This is a genomic window from Allobosea sp. ASV33, assembly GCF_016428755.1.
GTDB lineage: Bacteria > Pseudomonadota > Alphaproteobacteria > Rhizobiales > Beijerinckiaceae > Allobosea.
This window is the reverse complement of record NZ_JAELTI010000008.1, coordinates 49674-74870: the sequence shown is the minus strand read 5'-3', so window position 1 is coordinate 74870 and position 25197 is coordinate 49674. Positions and strand designations below refer to the sequence as shown.

Sequence of the window (25197 nt, the reverse complement as noted above, 5' to 3'; positions counted from 1 at the left end):
AATTAAGTCCACTTTAGCCCAGTAGCAAGCCGGAAGCGGACAGGGAAGCCATGACGCAGCCAGAACCGCAGATTTCCCGTCCCGCCCGCCTGACCGCCGCCGTCCCGCCCTTCCTGCTCGGGCTCGTCGGCATCGCCCTGCTCACAGTGATGGACGGCGTCGTGAAGGAGCTTTCGCCGCGCTACAGCGCCTTGCACCTCACCTTCCTGCGTTTCGCGGCGACCGCGGCGATGGGAGCCTTGCTGTTCCTTGTTCTGCGCGCGCCGTTGCCGGACCGCGGCGTCGTCACCGGCAATTTGCTGCGCGGCGTCATGGTCGCTCTGTCGACGCTCGGCTTCTTCTACGGACTTTCCGTTCTGCCGCTGGCGGAGGTCTTCATCATCTCCTTCATCGCGCCGTTGCTGGTCGCGCTGATCGCCATCCCCTTGCTCGGCGAACGGCCGAAGCCGATGGTCTATCTGGCGCTGGCGCTCGGTTTCGCCGGCGTCATGGTCACGGCCGGCGGCTTCAGTATCAAGGCAATCGCGCCGGGCCGGGCGCTCGGGATCGCCGCCGTGCTCGGCTGCGCCGTGGCCTACGCGCTCTCCGTCGTATTGCTGCGCCAGCGGGCGAAGCGCGGCGACCCGCCCCTGACGATCGCGCTATTCCAGTCGGCGATCCCCGCCGCGATCCTCGCCTTGCCCGCGGCCTTGTTCTGGGCGCCGGTCTCATCGGCCGATTGGCCGGCCTTCATCCTGATCGGCGCGCTGGGCCTTGCCGGCCATGTCGCTTTGGCGCTGGCCTTCGCGCGCGGCGAGGCCAGCCGCCTGGTCGCGGTCGAATATACCGGGCTGATCTGGGCGATCATGATCGGCCTCGTCTTCTTCTCGGAGATGCCGACGCCGCAGGCCATGCTCGGCGCCGTCCTGATCATCGGCGCCTGCTGGCTGCTCCGGCGCTAGAGCCTGCCGATTGGACGCGGAACCACCTCGTCATCCCGGGCTTGACCCGGGACGCATCGGAGGGCTCCGGAGCTCTGCGATGGATCCCGGATCTGCGCGGCTTCGCCGCTTGTCCGGGATGACGTCGCGGTTCCTTGGAAACGACCTGAAGCCTAGCCCGGCAGGTTCAGCCGCCCGCCGGTCAAGGGGTAGGGCACACCGGTCGTGCCGGGCAGGCTGAGGGCCAGGCCCTTTACCGAGCGGATCGCGAGATAGCCGAAGGTCTGCGCCTCGATGACGTCGCCGGCCCAGCCGGCTGCCTCGACCGGCTCGACGGGCACGCCGAGGCGCTCGTGCAGGCGGCGCATGAAATGGCCGTTCAGGCGGCCGCCGCCAGTGACCAGCCAGCGCCGCGGCGCCTTCGGCACATGCCGGAGCGCATCGATCACGCTCTCCACTGTGAAGGCCGCGAGCGTCGCCGCGCCATCGGCATCCGAGAGCGCCTCGACCACCTGGGCGCGGCGGTGGAAATCGTTGCGGTCCAGCGACTTGGGCGCCGGCCGGTCGAAATAGGGATTGACCATGAAATCGGCGACGAGGTCCTCGCGGACCGTGCCGCTCGCCGCCAGCGTGCCGTCGGCATCATAGGTCTTGCCGAGGCGGCGCAGGACGAAATCGTCGAGGATCGCGCTGGCCGGACCGGTATCGAAGGCGATTACGTCGTCGCCGTCGATATAGGTGACATTGCCGACGCCGCCGAGGTTCAGCACCATCACCGGCTGCTCCAGCCCCTGGGCCAGCGCGCGGTGATAGAGCGGCGCAAAGGGCGCGCCTTCGCCGCCGGCCTCGACATCGGCATGGCGGAAGCGATCGACGGTCGGGATGCCCAAGGCCTGCGCCACGGCCGGCCCGTCGATCAACTGGCGGGTGAAGCGGATCTCGGGACGGTGATAGACGGTCTGGCCATGCAGGCCGACGAGATCGACGCTTTCGGGCTTGATGCCCTGCTCGGCCATGAAGCGCCTGACCGCGTCGAGATGGGCCGCGGTCACGGCGGCCTCCAACTCGACCAGCGGCTCGGTCACCGCGCGCTCGGCCTCGGCGACCAGCGCCTGCAGCTGGCGGCGCGTCTCGGGCGGGTAGGGGTAGCCGGCCCCGGCCCCGGCGCCGAAGCGGAGCTGATCGCGCCCGTCGCTCTCGACGATCGAGACGTCAATCGCGTCCATCGAGGTACCGCTGATCACGCCGATCGCGGTCAATACGGGCTTGTCGAGGTCACGCATCGTCATTTCGCCCCTGCAACCCCCCGAAGTCGTTGCTTCGAGGCTTGCACCGGCTCTAGGCGATCGGCTAAGCCTTGTCCAGATTGGTCCGTAAGTGGTCCATATGCGATCGGTTCATACGAGCGTCGGAACAGGCGCCGTCCATCACATCAGGAGGGGTGTCATGCTTCATGTCGTGAAACAGGGTTCCGGGCTGCGCCGCGCCCTGCGTTACAGCGTCGCCGCGGCAGCCTTCGCGCTGCTCGCGGGCACGGCTTCCGCTCAAATGCTGGAGGTCGCCGTCGAGGCTTCGCCCGCCGGGCTCGATCCGCATATCGTCACGGCCTTCGCCTCCTCCCAGATCGTGCTCGGCCCGATCTACGAGGGCCTGACCGCCCTCGACAAGGACCTCAACATCATCCCGGGGCTCGCCCAGTCCTGGACCGCCTCGGCCGACGGCAAGACGGTGACCTTCAAGCTGCGCCCCGGCGTCACCTTCCATGACGGCAAGCCGATGGAGGCGGAAGACGTTGCCTCGTCGCTGCGCCGCGTGCTGTCGAAGGATGTCGGCTCGCCGCTCGCCAGCCGCCTTTCCGCGATGGAAAGCGCGACCGCCGTCGATGCGACGACGCTGGAATTGAAGCTCAAGGAGCCCTCCGCGCCGCTGCTCGCCTCGCTGACCGGCATCGCCATCGTGCCGCGTGGGCTAGAGACCAACAAGGACGCGCTGCAGCGCGCGCCCGTCGGCACCGGCCCGTTCAAGTTCGAGGAATGGCAGCCGAACGGCTTCATCCGTCTCGCCAAGCATGCCGGCTACTGGAACGCGGCCGAGGTCAAGCTTGCGGGCGTGAAGTTCAACTTCGTGCCGGAAGCGGCGACTCGTCAGGTTGGCATCGGCAACGGCCAGTTCGCGCTGCTGCCGCATATCGATGCGGCGACGGCGCTCCAGCTCAAGGGCAAGCCGAATGTCGCGATGCAGGAGACGACCGAGCTCGCCTACACGCTGATCGGCATGAACACGTCGAAGCCGCCCTTCGACAATGCGAAGGTGCGCGAAGCCCTGAACTACGCGCTGAACCGCAAGGAGATCATCGACGCCGCTCTGTTCGGCAGCGGCGCGCCGGCAGCTCCGCTCCCGGCCGTGCTGAAGGACTGGGCCGTCGATGTGAAGGACCTGCCCTGCTACGCCTATGATCCTGCCAAGGCGCAGGCCCTGCTCAAGGAGGCCGGCGTCGCGACGCCGGTCGCGGTCAGCATGACCGTGCTGCCGCGGCAGGACATCCGCGACATCGCGCAGGTGGTGCAGCAGCAGCTCGGCAAGGCCGGCTTCAAGGTCGAGCTGAAGAACCCCGAGCTCGGTCAGTTCGTGCAGGACTGGCGCAACTCGAATTTCGACCTCTTCGCCTCGACCAATGCCGGCAGCATCGAGCCGGACGATTACTTCTACCGCGCCTTCCGCACCGGCGGCTCGACCAACGTCTTCAAGTACAGCAACCCCGAGCTCGACGCGCTGCTCGACAAGGGTCGCGCGACGCTGGACAAGCCGGCGCGCCAGGCCGCCTATCGCGACGCGCAGAAGATTCTGGGCTGCACCGGGCCTGCGGCGCATATCGCCTATCCCACGCTGTTCAGCGCGGTGCGCAGCAACCTGCAGGGCTACGACATCTACGCCAACCGCTCGCTGGTCTCGCTCGGCCGCGCCAGCCTGCGCTAACGGGGGCGACGTCGAGGCATGCTCCGTCACCTGCTGCAGCGCAGCCTCGACCTCGTGATCGTGCTGTTCGGGATTTCCGTGATCGTCTTCCTGATGATCCGGCTGATCCCGGGCGACGCGGTGGCGATCATGCTCGGCGCCAATACCGAGGTGACGCCGGAGCGCATCGCCGCGATGCGCGGCGCGCTCGGGCTCGACCGGCCCTTGCTGGAGCAATACTGGGTCTGGCTCAGCCATGCCCTGCGCGGCGATTTCGGTACCTCGATCTGGACCGGCCGGCCGGTGATGCAGGAGATCGGAGCCCAGATCTGGCCGACGCTCCAGCTCACGCTGTTCGCGCTCGTGCTCGGCGCGGGGCTTGCGATCCCGGTCGGCTGCCTGATGGCGCATTGGCGCGGCGGACGGGCCGACCTCGTGCTGCGCGTCGGCGCCATCGCCGGGCTCACCATCCCCTCCTTCTGGCTCGGCATCGTCATGCTGATCACGGTCGCGACGCTGGCGCCGAGCTTCGCCTCGCTCGGCTATGTGCCCTTCAGCGAGGACCCGCTCGGCAACCTCCAGCGACTCCTGCTGCCGGCGATCGCGCTGGCGCTGCCGATCCTCGCCAACCTCTCGCGGCTGGTGCGCACCGCCATGCTCGATGCGCTCGGCCAGGACTATATCCGCACCGCCCGCGCCAAGGGGCTGGGCGAACGGGCGGTGCTTTATCGGCATGCCCTGCGCAACGCGCTGATCCCCTTCGTCACCAGCGTCGGCATCATGACCGGCTATCTGCTCGGCGGCGCGATCGTGGTCGAGCAGGTCTTCTCGATCCCCGGCCTCGGCCGCCTGATCCTCGGCGCCATCGCCGAGCGCAACTATCCGCTGGTCCAGGCCACGATCCTCGTCATCACCGTCGGCTTCGTGCTGGTCAACGCCCTCGTCGATTTCGCCTATGCGCTGATCGACCCCCGGCTGAGGACGGCCTGATGAGCCAGAGCCGCCGCATCGCCATCGTCGCCGGCATCTTCGTCGTCCTGCAGTTGGCGCTCGCGCTTGGCGCGCCGCTGATCGCGCCCTATGACCCACTGGCACAGGACATCGTCGCCCGGATGAAGGGGCCGAGCCTCGCGCATTGGCTCGGCACCGACCATCTCGGCCGCGATATCCTCTCGCGCATCCTCTACGGCTACCGCACGGCACTGATCGCCTGCGGCATCGCGGTCGGGCTCGCGCTCCTGATCGGCGGCAGCCTCGGCCTGCTCGCCGCCTTCTACCGCGGCTGGTGGGACCGCATCATCATGCGGGCGATGGACATCCTCTTCGCCTTCCCGGTGATGCTGCTGGCGATCGGCATCATCGCCATGCTCGGGCCGCGCACGGAGAGCGCCGCGATCGCCATCGCCGTGGTCTATGTGCCGATCTTCGCGCGCCTGATCCGCGGGCCGGCCATGGTTCTGGTCGAGAGTGATTTCGTCGCCGGCATCCGCTCGATCGGCGCGACCGATCTCAGGATCATGCTGCGCCATATCCTGCCTAATCTCGCCTCGGTCATCCTGGTGCAGAGCTCGCTCCTGCTCTCGGCGGCGATCCTGGTCGAGGCCTCGCTTTCCTTCCTCGGCCTCGGCACCCAGCCGCCGACGCCCTCGCTCGGCTTGATGCTGGCGGAAGGGCGCAATTTCGTGCTGCTCTCGCCCTGGAACGCGATCTTCGCCGGGCTCGGCATTCTCTTGCTCTCGCTCGGCTTCAACCTGCTCGGCGACGCCCTGCGCGACGAGCTCGACCCGCGGCTCAGGGGCCAGTCGTGATCATCCGCAAGGCGGCCGCGAACGATATCGCGCCGGCCGCCGCGCTGATGGCACGGGCCTATGCCACACATTTCCGGCCGATCATCGGCGACGCCGCGCTCGACTTCGACCAGGCGCATTTCGAAGCGCGCTTTGTCCGCGAGCTGTCGCAGCTCACGGTCCTCGACGCGGACGGCGTGCGCGGCGTGCTGCTGGTCAAGGACGGGCATATCGCCATGCTCTTCGCCGCCGAGACCGGCCAAGGCCATGGCGCCGCGCTGCTCGCTTATGCGGAAGCGAATGGCGCCCGGTCGCTCGAAGTCTTCGCCGCCAACGAGGGCGCGCGCCGCTTCTATGGGCGGGCCGGCTGGCAGGTCGCTGATGACTGCGAGCGGGAGTTCGCTGGGGCGCAGCATCACTTCCTGCGCTATGAGAAGCCGATGATTCCGGCACGGAGACAGGGCTGATGGACAAACTCCTGATCCGCGGCGGCCAGAGGTTGTCCGGCACGGTCGATATCCGCGGCGCCAAGAACGCGGCGCTGCCGGCCTTCGCCGCGGCGCTGCTTTCCGACAAGCCGTTGACCCTGCGCAACCTGCCGGATGTCGTCGACATCCAGACGATGCAAGCCCTGCTCGAAGGCTATGGCGTGACGTTCTCGGGCCGGGCCGCCGATGCGTTGACGCTCGATGCCGCGCAGGCCGGGCCGCGCGAGGCGAGCTACGACATCGTCCGCAAGATGCGCGCGACCATCCTCGTGCTCGGGCCGCTGGTGGCGCGCTTCGGCCAGGCGCGCGTCTCGCTGCCGGGTGGCTGCGCGATCGGGGCGCGGCCAGTCGACCTTCATATCAAAGCCCTCGAAGCGCTCGGTGCGGAAATCACCGTGGCCGGCGGCTATATCGAGGCCAAGGCGCCGCGAGGCCTGACCGGCGCACGGATCGTCTTCCCGTTCTCCTCGGTGGGCGCGACCGAGACCGCGCTCCTGGCGGCGAGCCTCGCCAAGGGCGAGACCGAGATCGTCAACGCCGCCAAGGAGCCGGAGGTGCTCGATCTCGCGCGTTGCCTCACGGCGATGGGCGTCAGGATCGAGGGCATCGGCAGCCACCGCCTGCTGGTCCAGGGCGCGCAGAGCCTCTCGCCCGCGACCCACGAGATCGTCGCGGACCGGATCGAGGCCGGCACCTATGCGGTCGCCGCCGCGATCACCGGCGGCGAGCTCGAGCTGGTCGGCGCAAGGCTGGAGCATCTCGCGGCGGTCGGCGAGGCGTTGGAGGCGGCCGGCGTCAGGCTTTGGCCGAGCGATCGCGGGCTGATGGTGACGCGCCCCGGCCGGCTCACCGGCATCGACATCATGACCCAGGCCTATCCCGGCTTCTCGACCGACCTCCAGGCGCAGTTCATGGCGCTGATGAGCGTGGCGGACGGCACCTCCCTGATCCGCGAGACGGTGTTCGAGAACCGCTTCATGCATGTGCCGGAGCTGGTCCGGCTCGGCGCCGACATCACGCTGAAGGGCACCAGCGCGACCGTGCGCGGCGTCGCCAGCCTGAAGGCGGCGCCGGTGATGGCGACGGACCTGCGCGCCTCGGTCAGCCTCGTGCTCGCCGGCCTCGTCGCCGAGGGCGAGACCGTGGTCAGCCGCATCTACCATCTCGATCGCGGCTATGAGGCGCTCGACCGCAAGCTCAAGCGCTGCGGCGCCGATATCGAGCGGGTCCCGGCATGAGCACGCCCGCCGATCTCTATCTCGGCGTCGATGGTGGCGGCACCGGCTGCCGCTGCCGCCTCGAAACAGCGGCCGGCGAAGTGCTGGGCTCCGGCATTGCCGGCCCGGCTTCGCTCCGGCTCGGGCTCGAAACCTCGCTCGCGTCCGTGATGCAGGCGGCGCGCGGTGCGATCGCCGAAGCCGGGTTGAGCGAGGCCGATTTCGCGCGTGTCCATGCCGGCATCTGCCTCGCGGGCATCGGGCGCAAGGGCATCCGCGAGGACCTTGCCGCCTGGGATTCGCCCTTCGCGCAAACCGTGTTCGAGAGCGACGGACTTGCCGCCTGCCTCGGCGCGCATGACGGCGAGGATGGCGGCATCGTCATCATCGGCACCGGCTCGATCGGGCTTGCCCGGCTGAATGGCGAGGAGCTCCGGATCGGCGGTTATGGCTTTCCGATCGGCGACGAGGGCAGCGGCGCCGATCTCGGCCTCGCCGCCATCCGCGTCTCGCTGCGTGCCCATGACGGGCGCGAGCCCGCGACGCGCTTCACGCGAGACGTGCTGGCGCGGTTCGAGGCCGATCCGTTCGAGGTCGTCGCCTGGATGGACAAGGCTCATGCCACCGACTACGCGACGCTGGCGCCGCTCGTGCTGCGCCATGCCGATCTCGGCGATTCCCATGCCCGTATGATCATGCAGAACGCCGCCGCGATGATCGACGCGATGGTGCGCACGCTGTTCGAGCGCGATGTGCCGCGGGTGGCGCTGATCGGCGGCCTGTCCTCGGCGATGGAAGCCTGGCTCGCGCCGGATGTCCGGCGGCGGCTGAGCCATGTGAAGAGCGACGCGATCGCCGGAGCGCTCTCGCGGGTGCGGACGCGGGGCTAACGGTCAGGTCAAGGTGTCGTCCGTGCCCCTTCAGGGACGATGTCGTGCCAGCCATGGCACAGGGTCCAGCTTTCCATGTCGAAGGCGAAATAGCAGCCGCCTCCCGCGATGGGCTGGCCGTGTTTGCGCGAGATTGGCTCGCCCAAGAGGTCGCTGAGCAGCAAGGTGCCGACGCCGCCATGGGCGAAGATCACGAGGTCGCCCGTGCCGCGTCTCGCGGCGATGCAGGCCGCGACGCCGGCCTTGATCCGCGCCTGCGCAGCTCGCGCCGTCTCCCAGCCGAGGATGCTGGTATCCGGCTGTCCGAAGAACTGGTCGACGATCTCCCAGAAGCGCGGCGGCGCGACATAGCCGGTGGCCGATCGGTCGTTCTCGCGCAGGTCCTCGCGCGCCGTGAAAGGCAGGCCGCGAGCGCGCTGGAACGCTTCGGCGCAATCCATCGCCTTGCGCTCGTTGCTGGTGAAGACATCGGTCACACCAGCCAGCTCCGGTCGCTGGCAGAAGGCCTCGATGCGCGTCCAGCCGATGGCGGAGAGCCCCCAATCCGGCACCGGGACCTGCGGATCGACGACGACTTCCGGGTGGGTGACGAAATAGACGGTCGGCATGCTTGTCGTTCCTGACTGCTGATCACCTGCACAACGACGTCGTCATCCCGGACAAGCGGCGCAGCAGCGCCGATCCGGGATCCATCGTAGAGCTCCGAGCCCTCCGATGGATCCCGGGGCAAGCCCTGGATGACACCGAGGTTCGGAGAATAATCAGGATGCTCTCAAAGCCGGTTTTCGTCCGATCGGGCCAAATCGCACGCCAAGCTCGCGGCGCAGGCGCGCACATCGACCTGCGCTTCGTCCAATGTCACCGGCGGCGCCGCGAGCGCCTGGAAGCGCTGGGCGATCAGCGGCGACAAGGTCGCGGCGCGTCCGCATAGGGCCACGGGCTTGGCGCCGACACGTGCCCTTAGCGCCAGCGCGAGTCGTGCCAGTTCCTCGCCGGCTTGGATGAAGATTTCTGCGGCTGTCGGGTCGTCAGCGTCTCCCGCCGTCGCGACCGCGCGGGCGAGCAGGCCGAGGCTGCCGCGGTCGCCGCCATAAACATGGGTGCGCACGGCATCCCAGGAGGCTCCTCCGAGCGCCTCTGCGAGAGCGCGGCCGAGCGGACTCTCCCAGCCGGAGCCGGGAGCCTCGTCCTCGCGGCGCAGCAATCGGCGCAAGGCCTCGGCCGCGATCCAGGCGGCGGAGCCGCCATCGTCGATGAGGACGCCGCGCCCACCGGCACGGATGATCTCGCCGTCGGTGCCGAGGTGGTAGCCGATCGAGCCCGTCCCGGAATAGACGATGATGCCTTCGCCCGGCGCGAAGCGGGCGCGATAGCCCAGCCACATGTCGTCGACGACGAGGATTTTTGCCTCGGGGCAGGCAAAAGCTGTCGCCAGGATTTCGGAGAAGACGCCTCTTGCGGCACTTTCCGGTCCCAGTCCGGTGACGCCTGCGACGATCGCAGCCGGTCGCCCGATATTCCCAAGCTCTCCGGCCAATCGTGCGAAGACGCCGGTAACCCGTTCACGCTCAGCCTGCGTGAAGACATGGCCGGTCATCGGCTCCATTTCGCCGCGCGCGAAGATCGCACCCGAGGAGGCGGACAGGCACCAGCGCGAGCCGGTGCCGCCCGTCTCGATGCCGAGGCCGAGCCTGTCCTCAGGCGCCGGCATGGCGGGCGAAGCGGCGGGTGATCTCGCGGGGATTGGTGATCGCCGTGCCGACGACGACGGCATGCGCGCCGGCGGCGAAGGCCAACTCCAGTTGCTCCGGCTGCTCGACGCGCCCTTCGGCGATGATCGGCACGGACACCGTCTTGGCGAGAGCCTCGATCAGGGCGATGTCGGGGCCGAGGGCCTTCCGCGCTTCCGTCTCGGGCGTATAGCCGGAGAGGGTCGTCGCGATATAGCTCGCGCCGAGCGCGGCGGCGCGCACGCCGTCCTCCAGCGTCGCGCAATCGGCGAAGACCGGCTTGCCCAGCTCGTCGCGGATGCGCGCGATCAGCCGGTCCAGCGGCTCACCGTCGCGGGGCCTGTCGGTAGCGTCGAGCGCGATGATGTCGGCGCCGGCCGCGGCGATCGCTTCGGCGCTGGCGAAGTCCGGTGTGATATAGACCGGGAAGCGGTCGTCCCAGCGCTTGAGGATGCCGATGATCGGCAGGCGACTGACCGCCCGGATCGCGGCAATGTCGGCGGGGCCATTGGCGCGCAAGGCGAGCGCGCCGCCCTGCTCGGCCGCCTGTGCCATCGCCGCCATGAAGGCCGGCCCGTGCAGGGGATTGTCGGCCCGTGCCTGACAGGAAACGGCGAGGCTGCGCGGTGGGATCAAGGCTTCGGCGGGCGCTGTCACTTCACCGCTCCGGCGGTCATGCCGCGGATGAACTGTCTGGACATCAGGATGTAGACGATGGTCAGCGGCAGCGCCGCGATGGTGAGGCCGGCGAAGAGCATGCCCCAGTCCGTGGTGTATTCGCCCATGAAGACCGAAAGGCCCTGCGGCAGGGTCTTGCGAGCATCGGTCTGGATGAACACCAGCGGGAAGAAGAAGTCGTTCCAGGTCGGCACGGCGTTCTGAATCGCGGCGATCACCATCGGCGGGATCGAGAGCGGCAGCATGATCGAGAACATGATGCGGGGTTCCGAGGCGCCGTCGATGCGGGCGGCTTCTTCCAGCTCCACCGGCAAGGTGCGCAGGAAGCCGGTCATGATGAAGATCGTCGAGGGCAGGCCCATCGCCGTGTAGATCAGGATCAAGCCGAGCCTTGTATCGAGCAAACCGAAATCGCGCATCTGCAGGAAGAGCGGGATCACCGCGAGCTTCAGCGGCAGCATCAGTCCGGCCAGGAAGAACATGAAGATCGCGGAGTTGCCGGGGAATGAGTAGCGCGCCAGGCCATAGGCGCCCATCGTGCCGAGGATCAGCGTCAGCAGAATCGAGGTGCCGGTTATGACGACGGAGTTTACGAAATAGCCGGGCAGGCTGGTTTCGACCCAGATCCGCGCGAAATTCTCGACATAGGTGAAGTCAGGCAGGGCGAAGGGCGCGTCGAAGATCTCGGCCGTCGTCTTGAAGGCCGAGAAGACCATGATGACGATCGGATAGAGCATCAGCACGGTGTTGCCGATCAGCAGCGCGGCAGCGATCAAACTGCCGGCGCTGCTGCGCGGGAAGAGCGGGTCGTTGGTTGCGGCATGGGAGGTCACAGCGCGATCTCCCGCTTGCGCAGATATTGGGTGATCACGGTCGCGACCGCCGCGATGAACAGGAACATCAGCACGGCCAGCGCATTGCCGTGGCCGAAATCCTGGATGCCGGCGCTCTGGTTGCCGAAGGCGGTGCGGTAGAAATACAGGCCGAGCACGTCGGTCGAGCCATAAGGCGAGCCGTCCAGCCCCGCCATGATGTAGGGCAGCTCGAACCAGTTGAACGCGCCGATGAAGAGCAGCGTCAGCGTGATCGTGGTCGAGGGCGTGACCAGCGGCCAGACCACGCGGGTCAGCATCTGCCAGCCATTGCAGCCGTCGAGCTTGGCGGCTTCGAGGATCTCGCGGGGGATGCGCTGCATGCCGGCGAGATAGACCAGCGCGGGAAAGCCGACCCAGTGCCAGGCATTGGCGAGCACGAGCGCCGGCAGCGCCGTCATCTCCTGGCCGAGCCAGGGCTGGCGCCAGCTGCCCAGCCCGGTCATGTCGAGCAATTGGTTCACCAGCCCGAAATTCGGATCGAGGAACAGCTTCCAGAGGAAGCCGACCAGAACGGTCGACAGGATGACCGGCATGAAGATCGCGACGCGGTGGAAGCGGAAGCCGAAGGGCTCGCGATAGATGAACCAGGCGAGCAGGAAGCCGACGCTGTTCTGCACCACGAAAAGCGCGAAGAAGACGAAGAGGTTATGGCGGAAGGCCCGCCAGGTCAGCGCGGCGAAATGATCGCCCACCAGGACGTCGGCGAAGTTCTTCAGGCCGATGAAATCGCCCCGCGCCATGCCGTCCCAGCGATAGAAGGCGGAGCTGAGCGCCGAGAGCAGAGGCCAGACCACGAAAGTCAGCATCATCGCCAGCGGCGGCAGGATCAGGAAGGCGATCCAGGCCGCGCGGCGGCGTCTCTCGCGGTTCTTGTAGTCCGTCTGCATCGGCTCTGGCTTTCGGAATGCGCCGGGGAGACAAGCGGCGGCCAACCTGCTGCGGAAACACAACGTCATCCCGGGCCTGCCCCGGGATCCATCGTAAGGCTGCGCGCCCGACGATGGATCCCGGATCGGCGCAGCTTCGCCGCTTGTCCGGAATGACGGCGCGGGTTCGCGTTACATCAACGCGCCGGGATCTACTTCTTGAAGGGCGCGTAGTAGGTCGCGATGCCCTTGGTGATCTCGGCGCCGATTTCGGCCGGGGTCGCCTTGCCGGCGAGCATCTTCTGCACGCCCGACTGCAGCAGCACCGAGCCGGTCGGCTCCTGGTAACGGAAATTGACCAGCATGATGTAGGGCATCGCGCTCTGGTTCAGCGTCGCGACTTCCTTCAGCAGCGGGTTCTCGAAGGCCACGCCCTTGATCGGCGAGATGTTCTGCAGGTCGTTCGAGAAAGCCGTGCCGAATTCGGGCGTGCCGAGGAAGCGCAGGAACTTCAGCGCCGCGTCCTTGTTCTTCGAGGCCGCGTTGATGGCGAAGCCGCCGTCATAATAGAGCGCGACCAGCCGCTGGTCGCCGGCCTTGGCGACGGGCGAGGGGAAGAGGCCGAGCTTCAGCTTGGGGTTCTGGCGCAGGAAGTTGGCGATCTCGAAGGAGCCGCCCGCGAACATCGCGGCGCGGCCGGCGGCGAAGAGCTGCTGCGAGGCCGCATAGTCGACGCCCGAGAAGTTCGGCGCGAAATAATCCTTTATCTCGTTGAGCTTGGTCAGGGCACCGACGAAGCGGGCATCTGTGAAATCGGCCTTGCCGGCCATCACGTCCTGCTCGAACTGCTTGCCGATCAGCGAGGAGAGCAGCGAGCCGACGATGGTCTCGTTCTGCCAGGCCGTCGCCGTGCCGTTCCCAAACGGATTGATGCCCTTCTCCTTCAGCGTCTTGGAGACGCCGACGAGCTCGTCCCAGGTGTTGGGCGGCGTGACGCCCGCCTTCTCGAACAGCTCCTTGTTGTAGATGATCAGCATGGTCTGCGAAGCGAGCGGCACGGCATAGAGCTTGCCGTCGGCCCGCATCGTCTCGGCCGCGATCGCCGAATCCGGGAAGTTCGCGAATTCCGGCACCATCGTCTTGTCGAGCGGCACCAGATAATCCGGCTTGCCGACGCCGAGCGTGCCATAGGCGCGCACCTGGACGATGTCCGGCCCCGTGCCGCCGGCAAGCGCGGTCGACAGAACCGTGTTGTAGTTCGCGGCCTCGAAGGCCTCGAACTTCACGTTGATGTCGGGATGCTGCTTGCGGAAGGCGGCGATGAACTTGGCATAGGCGGCCTTGTCCTCCTGGCGCCAGCTCCACAGCGTGAGGTCTTCCGCCTTTGCCGGCGCGGCGAAGGCCGTCGCGGCGGCAAACAGCGTCAGCGCCAGCTTGCCAAGCGTGCGCCGGACGATGGATTTGGTCTCGATTCCTGCAGACATCTTCACTCTCCCGCTTGTTCCTGCCGCCTTATGGCGGCTTTTCGATCTGGTTGTCGCGTCAGCCCGGCGTCACCAGCAGCGCCGTGGCATCGTCATGGATCTTGACCCGCCTGTAGCGCTCCGCCTGCGCGTCGGCGCTTTCCAGCCGGCGCAGCTCGGCGATGACGCCGGCGGCTCCGATGCGCTTCGTCTCCTCGACCAGCCCGCGATCGTCACGATGCGCGATGACATCGACAAGGCGCATGAAGCCGTCGGATGCGAGCAGAACGGTCGCGGTCGGAGAGATGGTCCCGGAAAACAGGCGCAGGCCGGCCGTCCAGCTCAGGCCGGGATTGACCGCCCAGTAGCCGCCCGCCCGATTGAGCGAGCGCCGGTTGCTCAGGATCTGCGCCAGCGCCTTCGGCGAGATCACTTCGCCGGAACGGTGCCCCTCGGCGGTTGCCGCCGCGATGGTCCTGGCTTCGAAAGGAGAGCTCGACGGGTCGGTCCATCGCTCGATCCGGTCGCCGTGATGGATCAGGATCGAGACGTCGCCGATCACCGCGCCCTCGATCCGGAATGCCGGTCCGTCGCGGGTCAACCGGACGATGCCGAGCACGGCGGAGGGCCCTTCGCCCGGCTCGCGATCAGGGTGGCCCTGCCCGAGCGCCGCGTAATCCTCTCGCAGCTGCCGCTCGAGCTGGCCCGCCCAATCCGGGAAGGCCATCTCTTCCGGCGGGTCTGCCCGCAGGATTTCGTCGATCCGCCGGACGAGCCAGGCCCCTTCCGATTCGGCGGTGGTCCGGGCGGGGCCGGTGAAGAAAGCAGAACCGTCGACGATCCAGGCGCAGGAGCCGGCCGCGCCTGCAACATCCTCGTTATAGGCCGCGCTGCCTTTCTCGCTGGCTTGCGAGAGCACGCGCCACGCTCGCCCGGCCTCGCGCGTCGTCGATGCGGTGCGGTCGATCGACACTGAAACGGATTCCTCGCCTTGCACCGTTCGGGACGCTCCCTGCTCGCCGTCTCGTTTCCGTCGTTGCATAGACCAATATAGAACCAGTTCTGCCTGTACAAGTTGAATCCGGCACGGCCCATCCTGGTGCTGGAGCGTTCCCGCGCGCCCGACCGCGGCGGCGGCGGTTTTGTGAAGCGTTCCAGCCGAATGCGCGCGGCGAGGCCGGCTTGCGAGACGCCGGTCGCACCCTCTCCTTGACGCTGCCATGAATGGAGGCGACGGATGAGCCGTCACCATCGGAGACTGTCGATCCATGGCAAGATTCGCCGTCATCGCCGCATTGGTCGCGCTTGTCAGTCTGGTTGCTGCCGAGGGCGCGCGCGCCGCCAATTCATGTCGCCCGACACGCGACGGCAAGGACCGGATGGACATGTCCGGTGGTTGCCCGAGCGGCTATGTCGCGCGGGGTGCATGCTGCGAATCCGTGCGGCCGATTTCGCAGCCGACCGGCGCGAAGGCGTGCCCGCCCGGCATGATGGTCAGGCTCGGGGCCTGCGTTCCGATTCCGTAGGGAAGGCGCTGCCGGGCCGCTTCCGAGCATCGCCGGGGTTGCACGCTGCCGTCAGGCGCGGCAAAGATAGGGCATGATCAGGATATCGATTGCCGCCAGCCTGGTTGCCGTTCTGGCCGCCGGCTGTGTCTCATCCAGGCCTCAGCCTGCCCCCCAGCCTGCGGCTCCGCAGGCGAAGCGCATCGTCCGCGACGGCGCGCAACTGGTCCTGCCGGACGGCACGCGGGTCTCCCCGGACTACACCGGCGGCTTCACGCTGCCGAACGGCGATTACGTCAAGCGGGAGCGCGGCGCTCTGGTGCTGCCCACGGGGGCACGTTGCCAGCCCGACCCGAACGGCTATATCTGCCCCTGAGGCTGATCAAGCCGCCTGCTCCTGGGCGACTGGTTTTGCAGCCGGCCCCGGAAAGGCCGGCTTGAGCTACGCCGCGTCGGATTTCTGCCTGCGCTTCCTTGCCGTTCCGCTGGATTCGTCATCGTCATCGAGGACGTGATTGTGGCTGCGGAAGGCCCAGATTTCCTTGGCGGCTTCCCAATGCTCGCGGTCGCGGCCCTCGGGTTGGCCGTCCTTGATCCAGAGCCCGTAGGCAATCTTCCGGATTTCGTGGCGGGTCTTGTCGTCCTGCTGCATGTCTCGCCTCCATGATCGTTCCCCGATGCGAAGCGGGGAATCCTGGCTTGAGAGGGCGCCGGCTTTGCCGTGCACGGAAACAACCTTGATGAGAGCGGTGCTGTTCCCGCGCGAATGAAAGATCGCGCGGCCAGGCTCAGGCCTTCGCCGCCGCCGGCGCAGGGCTGTCCGGCATCTCCACTTTCGACGGCAGCGGGCGGCGCGCGTAGCGCTGGGCCAGGACGGCGCAGGCGAAGAGCTGGGCCTGGTGGAACAGCATCAGCGGCAGCACGATCAGGCCCAGCGCCTGGCCGGGGAACAGAATGTTCGCCATCGGGATGCCGCTCGCCATGCTCTTCTTGGAACCGCAGAAGACGATCGCGATCTCATCCTCCTTCGAGAACCCGAAGCGCCGGCTGACGAAGGTGGTGATCGCCAGGACCGCGGCGAGCAGGACGACGTCGAGCGCGATGACCAGGCCGAGATCGGCCAGCGTGACCTGCGACCAGATGCCGGCGACCATGCCCTCGCTGAAGGCGGCATAGACGACGAGCAGGATCGAGCCGCGGTCGACCAGCGAGATCGGCGCCTTGTGGCGCTGCAGGAAGGGGCCGACCCAGCGGCGCAGCAACTGACCGACGACGAAGGGTAGCAAGAGCTGCAACGCGATGCTCTCGACGGCGCGGGTGCTGAAGCCGCCGCCCTTCGAATTGAGCATCAGGACGACGAGCAGCGGCGTCAGCACCATGCCGAAGAGGTTGGAGACCGAGGCGCTGCACAGGGCGGCCGCGACATTACCGCGTGCGATCGAGGTGAAGGCGATCGAGGACTGCACGGTCGAGGGCAGGATGCAGACGAAGATCAGGCCGGCCACGAGTTCCGAGGGCAGGTAGCCGGCGAAGACTTGGGTGAGCAGCAGGCCGAGCAGCGGGAACAGCACATAGGTGCTGGCGAAGACCAGCGATTGCAGCCGCCAGTGCAAAAGGCCCTCCCAGACGGCCTGCGGCGAGAGCCTGGCGCCGTAGAGGAAGAACAGCAGCGCGACCGCGACCGAGACCGCATCGTTGGCTATCACCGCGCCGGCGCCATGGGCGGGAAAAACGGCCGCGATCGCGACCGTCGCCATCAGCGCGATCAGATAGGGGTCGATGCCGAAGCGGGCGAGGGTGCGGCGGATCATCTGCGGTCCTTCCGATGAGGTCCCGCGTTGTAATCCCTTCCGCGCTCATTTTGATCCCGATTGCCGGCGATATCGGCTATCATGAATCATGATGTTGAATTCGGACCCGAAGCCTCTCGATCCCGTTCTGCTGCAAAGCTTCCTCAAGGTCTGCGAAACGCTGAGCTTCACGGAAGCCGCGCGGCAGCTCGGCCTGCGGCAATCCTCGGTCAGCCAGCATGTCGCGCGGCTGGAGAAGCGGCTCGGGCGGCGGCTGTTGGAGCGCGACACGCATCAGGTTCGCCCGACCCCCGACGGGGACGCGATCCTGCCCTTCGCGCGGCAGGCGCTCGAAGCAGGCCAGCGGATCGAGCACTATCTCGCCGGCTCGACCCTGCGCGGGCGTCTGCGGCTCGGGGTCTCCGAGGATTTCGCCTATACGGCGCTGCCGGAGATTCTCGCGGCCTTCGCCATGCAGCACCATGCGGTCGATCTGGAGCTGACGGTGGGCCTGAGCGGGCTGCTCTACGAGCAGTATGACGCAGGCGATCTCGACCTGATCTTCGCCAAACGCCGCAAGGGCGACGAGCGTGGCGAGGTCGCCTGGCAGGAGCGCCTCGTCTGGGCCGGCCGGCCTGATGCGCGACTGGCCGAGCAGTCGGTCGTGCCGCTCGTGCTCTATCCGCCGCCGAGCATCACGCGCGTCCATGCGATCGAGACGCTTGAGCGGGCCGGGCGCGCCTGGCGCGTCGCCTGCACCAGCGGCAGCCTTGCCGGCCTGCGCGCCGCAACCGTGGCCGGGCTCGGCATCACCGCCCATTCGGCCCGGCTGATTCCGCAGGGCCTTGCCGAGGTCGAACCGCGCGAGGCGCTGCCGCCGCTGGGGACGATCGAGTTCGTCGTCATCGGCGGCCAGTCGCATCAGGCGGCGGCGCGGGCGCTCGCCGACAGCATCCTGGCGAGCGCGGGGCGTCTCATGCCGGAGGCGCCGCTCCGGGCTCGACGGGGATAGTCTTCAGATCGCCATCCGGTGGGACAGGGTCTTGATCGTCATGTAGTGGGCGAGGCCCTCGGCGCCGCCCTCGCGGCCATAGCCGCTGTCCTTGACGCCGCCGAAGGGCACTTCCGCCACCGAAGCCTCCAGCGTGTTGATCGAGACATTGCCGGCCTCGATACCGTCGGCGAGCTGATCGGCGCGGGCCGCCGAATGCGTGAAGCCATAGGCCGCGAGCCCGAAGGGCAGGGAATTGGCCTTCTCGATGGCTTCCTCGACCGTGCGCACCGGGTTGATGATCGCCATCGGGCCGAAGGGCTCCTCCCGCAGTGCGCGGGCATCGTCCGGCAGTTCGGTGAGAACGGTGGGCGGGAAGAAATAGCCGCGATTGCCGAGGCGCTCGCCGCCCGCCAGCACGCGCCCGCCGCGAGCCCGCGCATCGGCGGTCAGCGCTTCCAGCGCCTCGATGCGGCGATTGTTGGCGACTGGGCCCATCTGCGTCCCGGCATCGAGGCCGTTGCCGACCGTCACGGCCTGCGCCTTCTCGACGAAAGCCCTGGTGAAGCGCTCGTAGATGTCCTGCTGCACGAAGAAGCGGGTCGGCGAGGTGCAGACCTGTCCGGCATTGCGGACCTTGCGCGTGGCGGAGAGATGGGCCGCGGCGATGGGATCGACATCGTCGCAGACGATGACCGGGGCATGGCCGCCGAGCTCCATCAGCACCGGCGTCATATGGCGGGCGGCCAGTTCCGAAAGATGCTTGCCGACAGCGGTCGAGCCGGTGAAGGCGACGAGACGGGTCTGCGCCTGCGGGATCAGATAACCCGAAATCTTGGCGGGTACGCCGAAGACAAGGTTGAACACGCCGGGCGGGACGCCGGCATCATGCAGGGCGCGCGCGATATGGAGGGCGCCGGCCGGGGTTTCCTCCGCCGCCTTGATGATGATCGAGCAGCCGGCCGCGAGCGCGCCCGCGATCTTGCGGCAAGGCTGGCTCATCGGGAAATTCCACGGCGAGAAGGCCGCGACCGTGCCGACCGGCTGGTGGATCACGACATAGCGGATGCCGGGCTCGCTCGGGATGACGCGGCCATAGGCGCGCTGGCCCTCGGCCGCATCCCATTCGAAGAACTCGCAGCCCCTGACGACTTCGAGCCGGGCCTGGGCCAGCGGCTTGCCGTGCTCCAATGTGATCGAATACGCGATCTCCTCGACGCGCTCGCGCATCAGCGCCGCGGCCTTCAGCATGATCTCGGCGCGGATGCGCGGAGCCATGCGGCTCCAGATTCTGAAGCCTTCGGCAGCAGCCGTCAGCGCATCGTCGAGATCGGTCTGCGAGGCGAGCGGCACCGCGCCGATGACGCTCTCGTCGGCCGGATTGATGACCGGCTGCTCCTCGGCCGTCTTCCGCCAGGCGCCGCCGATATAGAGCTTGAGATCGGGATAGGTCGTCATGGAAGCCTCGGCTGGCGATGCGTTCAGCGGTCTTTGCGCGGCGTATCCGCCGTCTTCAGAAGGACCATAGGTGGCGGGTCATTCTGTGATCCAGTCGGCTAAATCAGATAAATTCAGATTGATCTGATTATGAATGACGCGCGCTGCCCCATTGTCATTCCGGACAAGCCGCACAGCGGCGCAGATCCGGAATCCGCCCAAGGGCGCGGTGCCCAGTCGTGGATTCCGGGTCTTCGCTTCGCTGCGCCCGGAATGACAAGAAAGGTCAGCGCACCAGCGTGCGCACGCGGTTCTCGATCAGCCGGACCAGCCCGAGCGCCGTCATCTCCGAGGATTTTGGGTTCGTGGCGAGCGGGCGGTTCTCGATGGCGATGTCGAGCTTGCCGAAGGCGCCGCGCGCGCTGAGGTGATGGCCGTTGCCGCCGGCTGCAGGGTCGGCGACGAGCTCGACGCGGGTGCGGTCGAGCCCGATGCCGGCGAGCGCGGTGATGACCGCGACATTGGCGTTCTGCGGGAAGCGCGAGGCGGCTTCGCGGGCGGTTCCCGAGAAGAAGGCCGTCGCCTCGGTGATCTCGTCGAGCGCGATCAGGCTCTCGGCCGGAGTCCCGCGCCAGGCGGCCGGCGGCTTGACGATGCGATGGACGACCTCGTCCAGCGGCAGGAGGGAGGCGGCGGCGATGCCGTCGATGCCGGCGAGCGCGCCGGGCGGGATCAGGATTTGCCTGCCGCTGCTCTCGGCCGCAGCGATCAAGCGAGCGAGCAAGGCGTCGTCGCAGAAGGCGCTGGTCGAGGCGACGGCGAAGGCCGGCGCCGCTCCAAGCGCTGCCTCGCCCCAGATGCCGACTGCCTCGCGCCCGGCGGCCTCGACGATGAGGTCGAGATTCAGGTCGGTCAGTTCATCGGTCGTCGTGATGAGCTTGGCACCGGCGTGAAGATCGGTGGCTGCGGCGGGGTTGCGGACGGCGATGGCGACGATGGCGATATCGCCTTTGCCTCTCTCCGCCAGCAGCTCCGCGACGCGGCGATTGATCGCGCCCCAACCGATCAGGGCTAGGCGGAGCGGTTTGTGTGAGCGCGTCATGAGCCTTCCGCCGTTCGCAAGGCGAGGTCGAGTAGGGCGCCGCCGTTGAGGCCTTCCAGCATGCTGAAATGATGGCCGGGGCAGATCAGGGGCGCCGGCGCTTGCCATTTTGCGGCGAGTGCCGCCGATTGCGCCTTGAAGGCGTCGCTCTCGCCTTCGCCGACCGCGAAGGCGGTTCGCGTCGCCTCCGGACGCGGCTGGGCGATCGGGCTGAGCCTTGTGGCGCGTGCGGCGTCGTCGAGGCCGAGCAGCCGGCCGAGCGGGAGATGGCCGAGTGGATTGAGGTCATAAAGGCCGGACAGCAACAGCGCCGAGGCGACCGGCGGCGCATCCAGGGCGCAGAGCGCCATGGCGGCGAGATGCCCACCGGCGGAATGACCGGAGATGTGCAGGCGCGTCGGGTCGAGGCCGAGCGCATCGGCTTCGCGGACGAGGAAATTCAGGGCGGCGACGCTCTGGGCGATGCTGCCTTCCAGCGGCATATCAGGCGCCAGCCCGTAGTTCGGCATGGCCACCGCATAGCCGGCATCGAGCAGCCCTTGCGAAAACTGGGCGTGCTGGACCTTGTCCGAGGCCTGCCAGTAGCCGCCATGGATGAAGACGAAGACCGGCGCGCGTTTGGCGCCGGCCGGGCGGTAGAGGTCGAGCGTCTCGAAGCGGCCGGGGCCATAGGCGAGATCGGCGGCGCCATGGCGGGTGCGGAAGGCCTCGCCGTCGCGGCTCCATTGCCGGAACAGCGCCTTCATATCGGCCTGCAGGCGCGGGCTGTATTGCCGGCCGAGCTCGCGCAAGCTGTAGCCGTCTACGAGCGTCTCGGGCAGCGGTTGCGCCGCGGCATGACGGGCGCGGATGATGAGGCCGGCTTCGCTCTTCGGCGTGAGACGGATCGGCGGGCGGAAGCCGGCGAAGACTTCGCGATAGGCAAGCTCAACTTCGTGGCGAGAGAGATGGAAGGCTTCTGGTCGGTCGGTTTCCCAGATCATCTCGCGCAGGTGATGCGGGCCGCAGCCGGCCGCGACAAGCCCGGCGAGGACATCGCTCAGCGCGTCGCGCAGGGCCTCGACCGGGTCGTTCTCGACGCTCTGTGCGGTGATTTCGAGGAGGTCCGTTTCAGACGCCGACATAGCGATGCACCAGTTCCGCATTGGCAGCGAGGTCGGTGCTGGAGCCGGACCAGACCGTGCGGCCCTTTTCGATGATGTAGTGCCGGTCGGCGATGCGCTTGAGCACATTGATGTTCTTGTCGATCAGCAGGATCGACTGGCCCTGCGCCTTCAATGCTTCGATGCAGCCCCAGATCTCGGCGCGGATCACCGGCGCCAGGCCTTCCGTCGCTTCATCGAGGATCAGGAGCTTCGGATTGGTCATCAGCGCGCGGCCGACCGCGAGCATCTGCTGCTCGCCGCCCGAGAGGGTGCGGGCCGATTGGCCGGCGCGCTCCTGCAGGCGGGGGAACAGGGCGTAGACCCGTTCCAGCGTCCAGGGCGAGGCGCGCTTGAGCCGGTTCGAGGCAGTGGCGACGAGGTTTTCGCGGACGCTTAGTGTCGGGAAGACCTGCCGGCCCTCGGGCACGAGGCCGATGCCGCAGCGGGCGATCTTCTCGGGCGCGATGCCGCGGACGTCCCGGCTCTCGAAGCGGATGTCGCCGCCCTTGGGCGCGAGCAGCCCCATGATCGAGCGCACGGTCGTGGTCTTGCCCATGCCGTTACGGCCGAGCAGGGTCACGACCTCGCCCTCGGCGATGTCGAGCGCGACATCGAACAGCACCTGGCTTCGGCCATAGGCGGATTGCAGGTTGCGCACGCTGAGCATCAGGCGTCTCCCTCGCCGAGATAGGCGGTGCGGACCTCCGGATTGTCGCGGATCTCATCGGCCGTGCCGGTGGCGATGACCCGGCCATAGACCAGCACGGAGATGCGGTCGGCCAAGGCGAAGACGGCGTCCATGTCATGCTCGACCAGGAGCATGGTGACGCGGCCCTTCAGGCCTGAGAGCATCGCGACCATCTGCTCGCTCTCGGCATGGCCGAGCCCCGCCATCGGCTCGTCGAGCAGGAGCAGGCGCGGCTCGCAGGCGAGCGCGATCGCGAATTCGAGCTGCTTCTGCTCGCCATGGGAGAGATCGGCGACCTTGACCTCGGCGCGGTGGCTCAGACCTGCGGTCGCAAGATGCTGGCGGGCGCGGCCGCGCAACGCTTCGTCGCGGCGGGCGTTGCCGAAGAAGCGGAAGCTGTGGCCATCATGGGCCTGCACGGCGAGCGCGACATTGTCGAGCATCGTGAAGTCCGGCAGGAGCTGGTTGATCTGGAAGGTGCGAGCGACACCGCGCTTCACGCGCTGCGGCGTCGACAGGGCGCCGATCTCCTCGCCCGACAGCGTGATCGCGCCCTCGTCATGGGTCAGCTCGCCGAAGAGCTGGGTCAGCAGGGTGGTCTTGCCGGCGCCGTTGGGGCCGATCAGCGCATGGATCTCGCCGTCGCGGACATCGAGATCGACGCCGTCGGTCGCGACGAGGCCGCCGAAGCGCTTGCGCAGGCCGCGCACGGACAGCAGCGTCGCGGTCATGGCGCGCTCCTGCCGAGGCCGAGGCGATTGAGGAGCCCGTTCAATCCGCCCTGGGTGAAGAGCACGACGAGCAGCAGGATCGGCCCGAGCACGAGCTGCCAATGCTCGGTCCAGCTCGTCAGCACGGTTTCGAGGATGACCAGCGCGGCAGCGCCGAGCAGCGGGCCGAGCAAGGTGCCGACGCCGCCGAGGATGACCATGATCATCAGCTCGCCGGACTTGGTCCAGTGCAGCATGTCGGGGCTGACGAAGCGCAGGTAGTTCGCCATCAGCGCGCCGGCGAGCCCTGCGCCCATGCCGGAGATGACGAAGGCGGCGAGCTTGTAGCGATAGGGCGCGATGCCGATCGCCGCCATGCGCCGCTCGTTCTGGCGGATGCCCGCGAGCACCATGCCGAAGCGCGAGCCGACGATGCGCCAGAGCACGAGGAAGACCAGCGCCGCGATCGCCAGGCAGATGAAATAGAAGGTGACATCGTCGCGGGTGTTGAGGTCGAACAGCGCGTTGCGGCGGCGGATCGTCATGCCGTCATCGCCGCCATAGGCCTTGAGCGAGACGAAGAGGAAGAACAGCATCTGCGCGAAGGCGAGCGTGATCATGATGAACTGCACGCCGGCGGTGCGCAGCGAGAGCGCGCCGATGATGCAGGCGAAGAGGCCGGCGACGAGGATCGCGGCCGGCAGCGTGATCAGGAGCTGGTCCGTGCCGGGGATGAAGCCGAGGAAGAGCGCGTCGTCCATCATCGTGCGGTATAGGATGCCGACCGCGTAGCCGCCGATGCCGAAGAAGGCGGCGTGGCCGAAGCTCACCATCCCGCCGAAGCCGAGCGCGAGGTTCAGGCTGGCGGCGGCGATCGCGTAGATCAGGACGCGCGTCGCCAGCGGCACCAGCGCCGGCTGGCCGAGCGCCTGGACGACGAAGGGCAGGGCGATCAGCGCTGCGGCAAGGGCGATCAGCGCGATGATGCGGCCCGATCCGGACGCGGCGGTGTCGGTGCGGGTGAGGGCGTTCTCAGACATGGGCGGGGAACAGTCCCTTGGGCCGCACCAGCAGCACGATCGCCATCAGCAGGTAGATGCCCATCGAGGCGAGGCCGGCCCCGAGCGCATCGGCCTCCGACCCCGTCATGACATGGCGCAGCAGGCCGGGCGCGAAGGCGCGCAACGACGTGTCGACGAGGCCGACGATCAGCGCGCCGAAGAAGGCGCCGCGGATCGAGCCGACGCCGCCGATCACCACCACGACGAAGGTCATGATCAGGATCTGCTCGCCCATGCCGACCTGCACGGCCAAGATCGGCCCGGCCATCAGCCCGGCGAGGCCGGCAAGCAAGGCGCCGAGCCCGAAGACGGCGGTGTAGAGCAGGCGGATATCGACGCCGAGCGCGCGCACCATCTCGCGATGGGTGGCGCCGGCCCGAACCAGCATGCCGACGCGGGTGCGGTTGATCAGCAGGTAGAGGCCGAGCGCGACGAGGAGGCCGACCGCGATGATGGCGAGGCGATAGACCGGGTAGACCAATCCCGGCAGGAGCTGGACCGAGCCGTTCAGCGCGGGGGGAATCGCGACGAAGAGCGGTTGCCGTCCGAACAGGATGGTCACGCTCTGGTTGAAGATCAGGATCAGAGCGAAGGTCGCCAGCACCTGGTCGAGATGGTCGCGCGCATAGAGCCGGCGCAGCACGACGAGCTCCATCACCATGCCGATGAAGGCGGCTGCGGCGAGGCCGGCGAGAAGGGCAAGCAGGAATGAGCCGGTCTGCGCCGCGGCGAAGGCGGCGGCATAGGCGCCGACCATGTAGAGCGAGCCGTGGGCGAGGTTGATCACACCCATGATGCCGAAGATCAGCGTCAGCCCGGCCGCGAGCAGGAACAGCATCACGCCGAACTGCAGGCCGTTGAGCAATTGTTCGAGAACGAGCGTCATTGTTGCCGGGGTT

27 protein-coding genes are annotated in these 25197 nt (G+C 67.8%); 10 read left to right on the top strand and 17 right to left on the bottom strand.

Translation table 11 applies throughout. The annotated features are described in order from the left end of the window. The first annotated feature begins 50 nt into the window (after positions 1-50). Complete coding sequence (locus JHD80_RS04480; protein WP_199085176.1) at positions 51-941, top strand: DMT family transporter; 891 nt, start codon at positions 51-53, stop codon at positions 939-941. A 152-nt stretch (positions 942-1093) separates the two neighbouring features. Here the strand turns inward: JHD80_RS04480 and JHD80_RS04475 are convergent, their stop codons facing one another. After that, the gene (locus JHD80_RS04475; protein ID WP_248311392.1) at positions 1094-2209 is read right to left on the bottom strand and encodes an anhydro-N-acetylmuramic acid kinase; all 1116 of its coding nucleotides are present in this window, start codon (positions 2207-2209) and stop codon (positions 1094-1096) included. A gap of 157 nt (positions 2210-2366) precedes the next feature. On the opposite strand from JHD80_RS04475, the gene JHD80_RS04470 reads away from it, so the two are divergent. The 6 genes from JHD80_RS04470 to JHD80_RS04445 are packed head-to-tail and all read left to right on the top strand — an operon-like array spanning position 2367 to position 8257. Continuing rightward, on the top strand, positions 2367-3896 hold the full coding sequence (locus JHD80_RS04470; RefSeq protein ID WP_199085174.1) for an ABC transporter substrate-binding protein: 1530 nt from the start codon (positions 2367-2369) through the stop codon (positions 3894-3896). An 18-nt stretch (positions 3897-3914) separates the two neighbouring features. After that, on the top strand, positions 3915-4865 hold the full coding sequence (locus tag JHD80_RS04465) for an ABC transporter permease (protein WP_199085173.1): 951 nt from the start codon (positions 3915-3917) through the stop codon (positions 4863-4865). Next, complete coding sequence (locus tag JHD80_RS04460; protein ID WP_199085172.1) at positions 4865-5683, top strand: ABC transporter permease; 819 nt, start codon at positions 4865-4867, stop codon at positions 5681-5683. The genes JHD80_RS04465 and JHD80_RS04460 overlap by 1 nt, the downstream gene beginning before the upstream one ends. Then, complete coding sequence (locus JHD80_RS29060) at positions 5680-6129, top strand: GNAT family N-acetyltransferase (RefSeq protein WP_199085171.1); 450 nt, start codon at positions 5680-5682, stop codon at positions 6127-6129. Before JHD80_RS04460 ends, JHD80_RS29060 begins: the two co-directional genes overlap by 4 nt. Then, on the top strand, positions 6129-7388 hold the full coding sequence (gene murA / locus JHD80_RS04450) for a UDP-N-acetylglucosamine 1-carboxyvinyltransferase (RefSeq protein WP_199085170.1): 1260 nt from the start codon (positions 6129-6131) through the stop codon (positions 7386-7388). Before JHD80_RS29060 ends, murA begins: the two co-directional genes overlap by 1 nt. Further along, positions 7385-8257 (top strand): glucosamine kinase nucleotide-binding domain-containing protein, encoded by an 873-nt coding sequence (locus tag JHD80_RS04445; protein ID WP_199085169.1) that lies wholly within the window; start codon positions 7385-7387, stop codon positions 8255-8257. The genes murA and JHD80_RS04445 overlap by 4 nt, the downstream gene beginning before the upstream one ends. An 8-nt stretch (positions 8258-8265) precedes the next feature. On the opposite strand, the gene JHD80_RS04440 is transcribed toward JHD80_RS04445, so the two are convergent. The 7 genes from JHD80_RS04440 to JHD80_RS04410 form a co-directional block, all read right to left on the bottom strand. Next, complete coding sequence (locus tag JHD80_RS04440; protein ID WP_199085168.1) at positions 8266-8865, bottom strand: histidine phosphatase family protein; 600 nt, start codon at positions 8863-8865, stop codon at positions 8266-8268. A gap of 164 nt (positions 8866-9029) precedes the next feature. Continuing rightward, entirely contained in the window at positions 9030-9968 is a 939-nt protein-coding gene (locus JHD80_RS04435) for an N-acetylglucosamine kinase (RefSeq protein WP_199085167.1), read from the bottom strand. Then, positions 9955-10644 (bottom strand): N-acetylmannosamine-6-phosphate 2-epimerase, encoded by a 690-nt coding sequence (locus tag JHD80_RS04430; protein WP_349237207.1) that lies wholly within the window; start codon positions 10642-10644, stop codon positions 9955-9957. The genes JHD80_RS04435 and JHD80_RS04430 overlap by 14 nt, the downstream gene beginning before the upstream one ends. Continuing rightward, on the bottom strand, positions 10641-11498 hold the full coding sequence (locus JHD80_RS04425) for a carbohydrate ABC transporter permease (RefSeq protein ID WP_349237206.1): 858 nt from the start codon (positions 11496-11498) through the stop codon (positions 10641-10643). Before JHD80_RS04425 ends, JHD80_RS04430 begins: the two co-directional genes overlap by 4 nt. Beyond that, the gene (locus JHD80_RS04420; protein ID WP_199085166.1) at positions 11495-12427 is read right to left on the bottom strand and encodes a carbohydrate ABC transporter permease; all 933 of its coding nucleotides are present in this window, start codon (positions 12425-12427) and stop codon (positions 11495-11497) included. The genes JHD80_RS04425 and JHD80_RS04420 overlap by 4 nt, the downstream gene beginning before the upstream one ends. Before the next feature lie 191 nt (positions 12428-12618). Beyond that, positions 12619-13890, bottom strand: a complete 1272-nt coding sequence (locus tag JHD80_RS04415; protein ID WP_199085165.1) for an extracellular solute-binding protein — start codon at positions 13888-13890, stop codon at positions 12619-12621. Positions 13891-13948: 58 nt separating this feature from the next. After that, positions 13949-14842, bottom strand: coding sequence for a hypothetical protein (locus JHD80_RS04410; protein WP_199085164.1), 894 nt, complete (start codon positions 14840-14842; stop codon positions 13949-13951). A 295-nt stretch (positions 14843-15137) separates the two neighbouring features. On the opposite strand from JHD80_RS04410, the gene JHD80_RS04405 reads away from it, so the two are divergent. Together JHD80_RS04405 and JHD80_RS04400 are read left to right on the top strand one after the other, a co-directional pair. After that, positions 15138-15395 (top strand): hypothetical protein, encoded by a 258-nt coding sequence (locus JHD80_RS04405; RefSeq protein WP_199085163.1) that lies wholly within the window; start codon positions 15138-15140, stop codon positions 15393-15395. Between the two features lie 73 nt (positions 15396-15468). After that, positions 15469-15750, top strand: coding sequence for a hypothetical protein (locus tag JHD80_RS04400; protein WP_199085162.1), 282 nt, complete (start codon positions 15469-15471; stop codon positions 15748-15750). A gap of 66 nt (positions 15751-15816) precedes the next feature. On the opposite strand, the gene JHD80_RS04395 is transcribed toward JHD80_RS04400, so the two are convergent. Both JHD80_RS04395 and JHD80_RS04390 read right to left on the bottom strand, forming a co-directional pair. Next, positions 15817-16026: a DUF2934 domain-containing protein gene (locus JHD80_RS04395; protein ID WP_199085161.1), complete on the bottom strand. Its 210-nt coding sequence runs from the start codon at positions 16024-16026 to the stop codon at positions 15817-15819. Positions 16027-16162: 136 nt separating this feature from the next. Then, positions 16163-17185 carry a bile acid:sodium symporter family protein gene (locus JHD80_RS04390; protein WP_199085160.1) on the bottom strand — a complete coding sequence of 341 codons (1023 nt, stop codon included), beginning with the start codon at positions 17183-17185 and terminating at the stop codon, positions 16163-16165. Positions 17186-17273: 88 nt separating this feature from the next. On the opposite strand from JHD80_RS04390, the gene JHD80_RS04385 reads away from it, so the two are divergent. Next, positions 17274-18176, top strand: a complete 903-nt coding sequence (locus tag JHD80_RS04385) for a LysR family transcriptional regulator (protein WP_199085159.1) — start codon at positions 17274-17276, stop codon at positions 18174-18176. A 3-nt stretch (positions 18177-18179) separates the two neighbouring features. On the opposite strand, the gene JHD80_RS04380 is transcribed toward JHD80_RS04385, so the two are convergent. The 7 genes from JHD80_RS04380 to JHD80_RS04350 all read right to left on the bottom strand — a co-directional run bounded on the left by JHD80_RS04380 (position 18180) and on the right by JHD80_RS04350 (position 25184). After that, positions 18180-19613: an NAD-dependent succinate-semialdehyde dehydrogenase gene (locus tag JHD80_RS04380; protein ID WP_199085158.1), complete on the bottom strand. Its 1434-nt coding sequence runs from the start codon at positions 19611-19613 to the stop codon at positions 18180-18182. Between the two features lie 265 nt (positions 19614-19878). Then, positions 19879-20694, bottom strand: a complete 816-nt coding sequence (locus JHD80_RS04375; protein ID WP_199085157.1) for an aspartate dehydrogenase — start codon at positions 20692-20694, stop codon at positions 19879-19881. After that, positions 20691-21818: an alpha/beta hydrolase gene (locus JHD80_RS04370; protein ID WP_199085156.1), complete on the bottom strand. Its 1128-nt coding sequence runs from the start codon at positions 21816-21818 to the stop codon at positions 20691-20693. The genes JHD80_RS04375 and JHD80_RS04370 overlap by 4 nt, the downstream gene beginning before the upstream one ends. Then, positions 21805-22506, bottom strand: coding sequence for an ABC transporter ATP-binding protein (locus JHD80_RS04365; RefSeq protein WP_199085155.1), 702 nt, complete (start codon positions 22504-22506; stop codon positions 21805-21807). The genes JHD80_RS04370 and JHD80_RS04365 overlap by 14 nt, the downstream gene beginning before the upstream one ends. Next, on the bottom strand, positions 22506-23258 hold the full coding sequence (locus JHD80_RS04360; RefSeq protein ID WP_199085154.1) for an ABC transporter ATP-binding protein: 753 nt from the start codon (positions 23256-23258) through the stop codon (positions 22506-22508). The genes JHD80_RS04365 and JHD80_RS04360 overlap by 1 nt, the downstream gene beginning before the upstream one ends. Continuing rightward, positions 23255-24277, bottom strand: a complete 1023-nt coding sequence (locus JHD80_RS04355) for a branched-chain amino acid ABC transporter permease (RefSeq protein ID WP_199085153.1) — start codon at positions 24275-24277, stop codon at positions 23255-23257. The genes JHD80_RS04360 and JHD80_RS04355 overlap by 4 nt, the downstream gene beginning before the upstream one ends. Beyond that, entirely contained in the window at positions 24270-25184 is a 915-nt protein-coding gene (locus JHD80_RS04350; RefSeq protein ID WP_199085152.1) for a branched-chain amino acid ABC transporter permease, read from the bottom strand. Before JHD80_RS04350 ends, JHD80_RS04355 begins: the two co-directional genes overlap by 8 nt. Positions 25185-25197 lie beyond the last annotated feature (13 nt).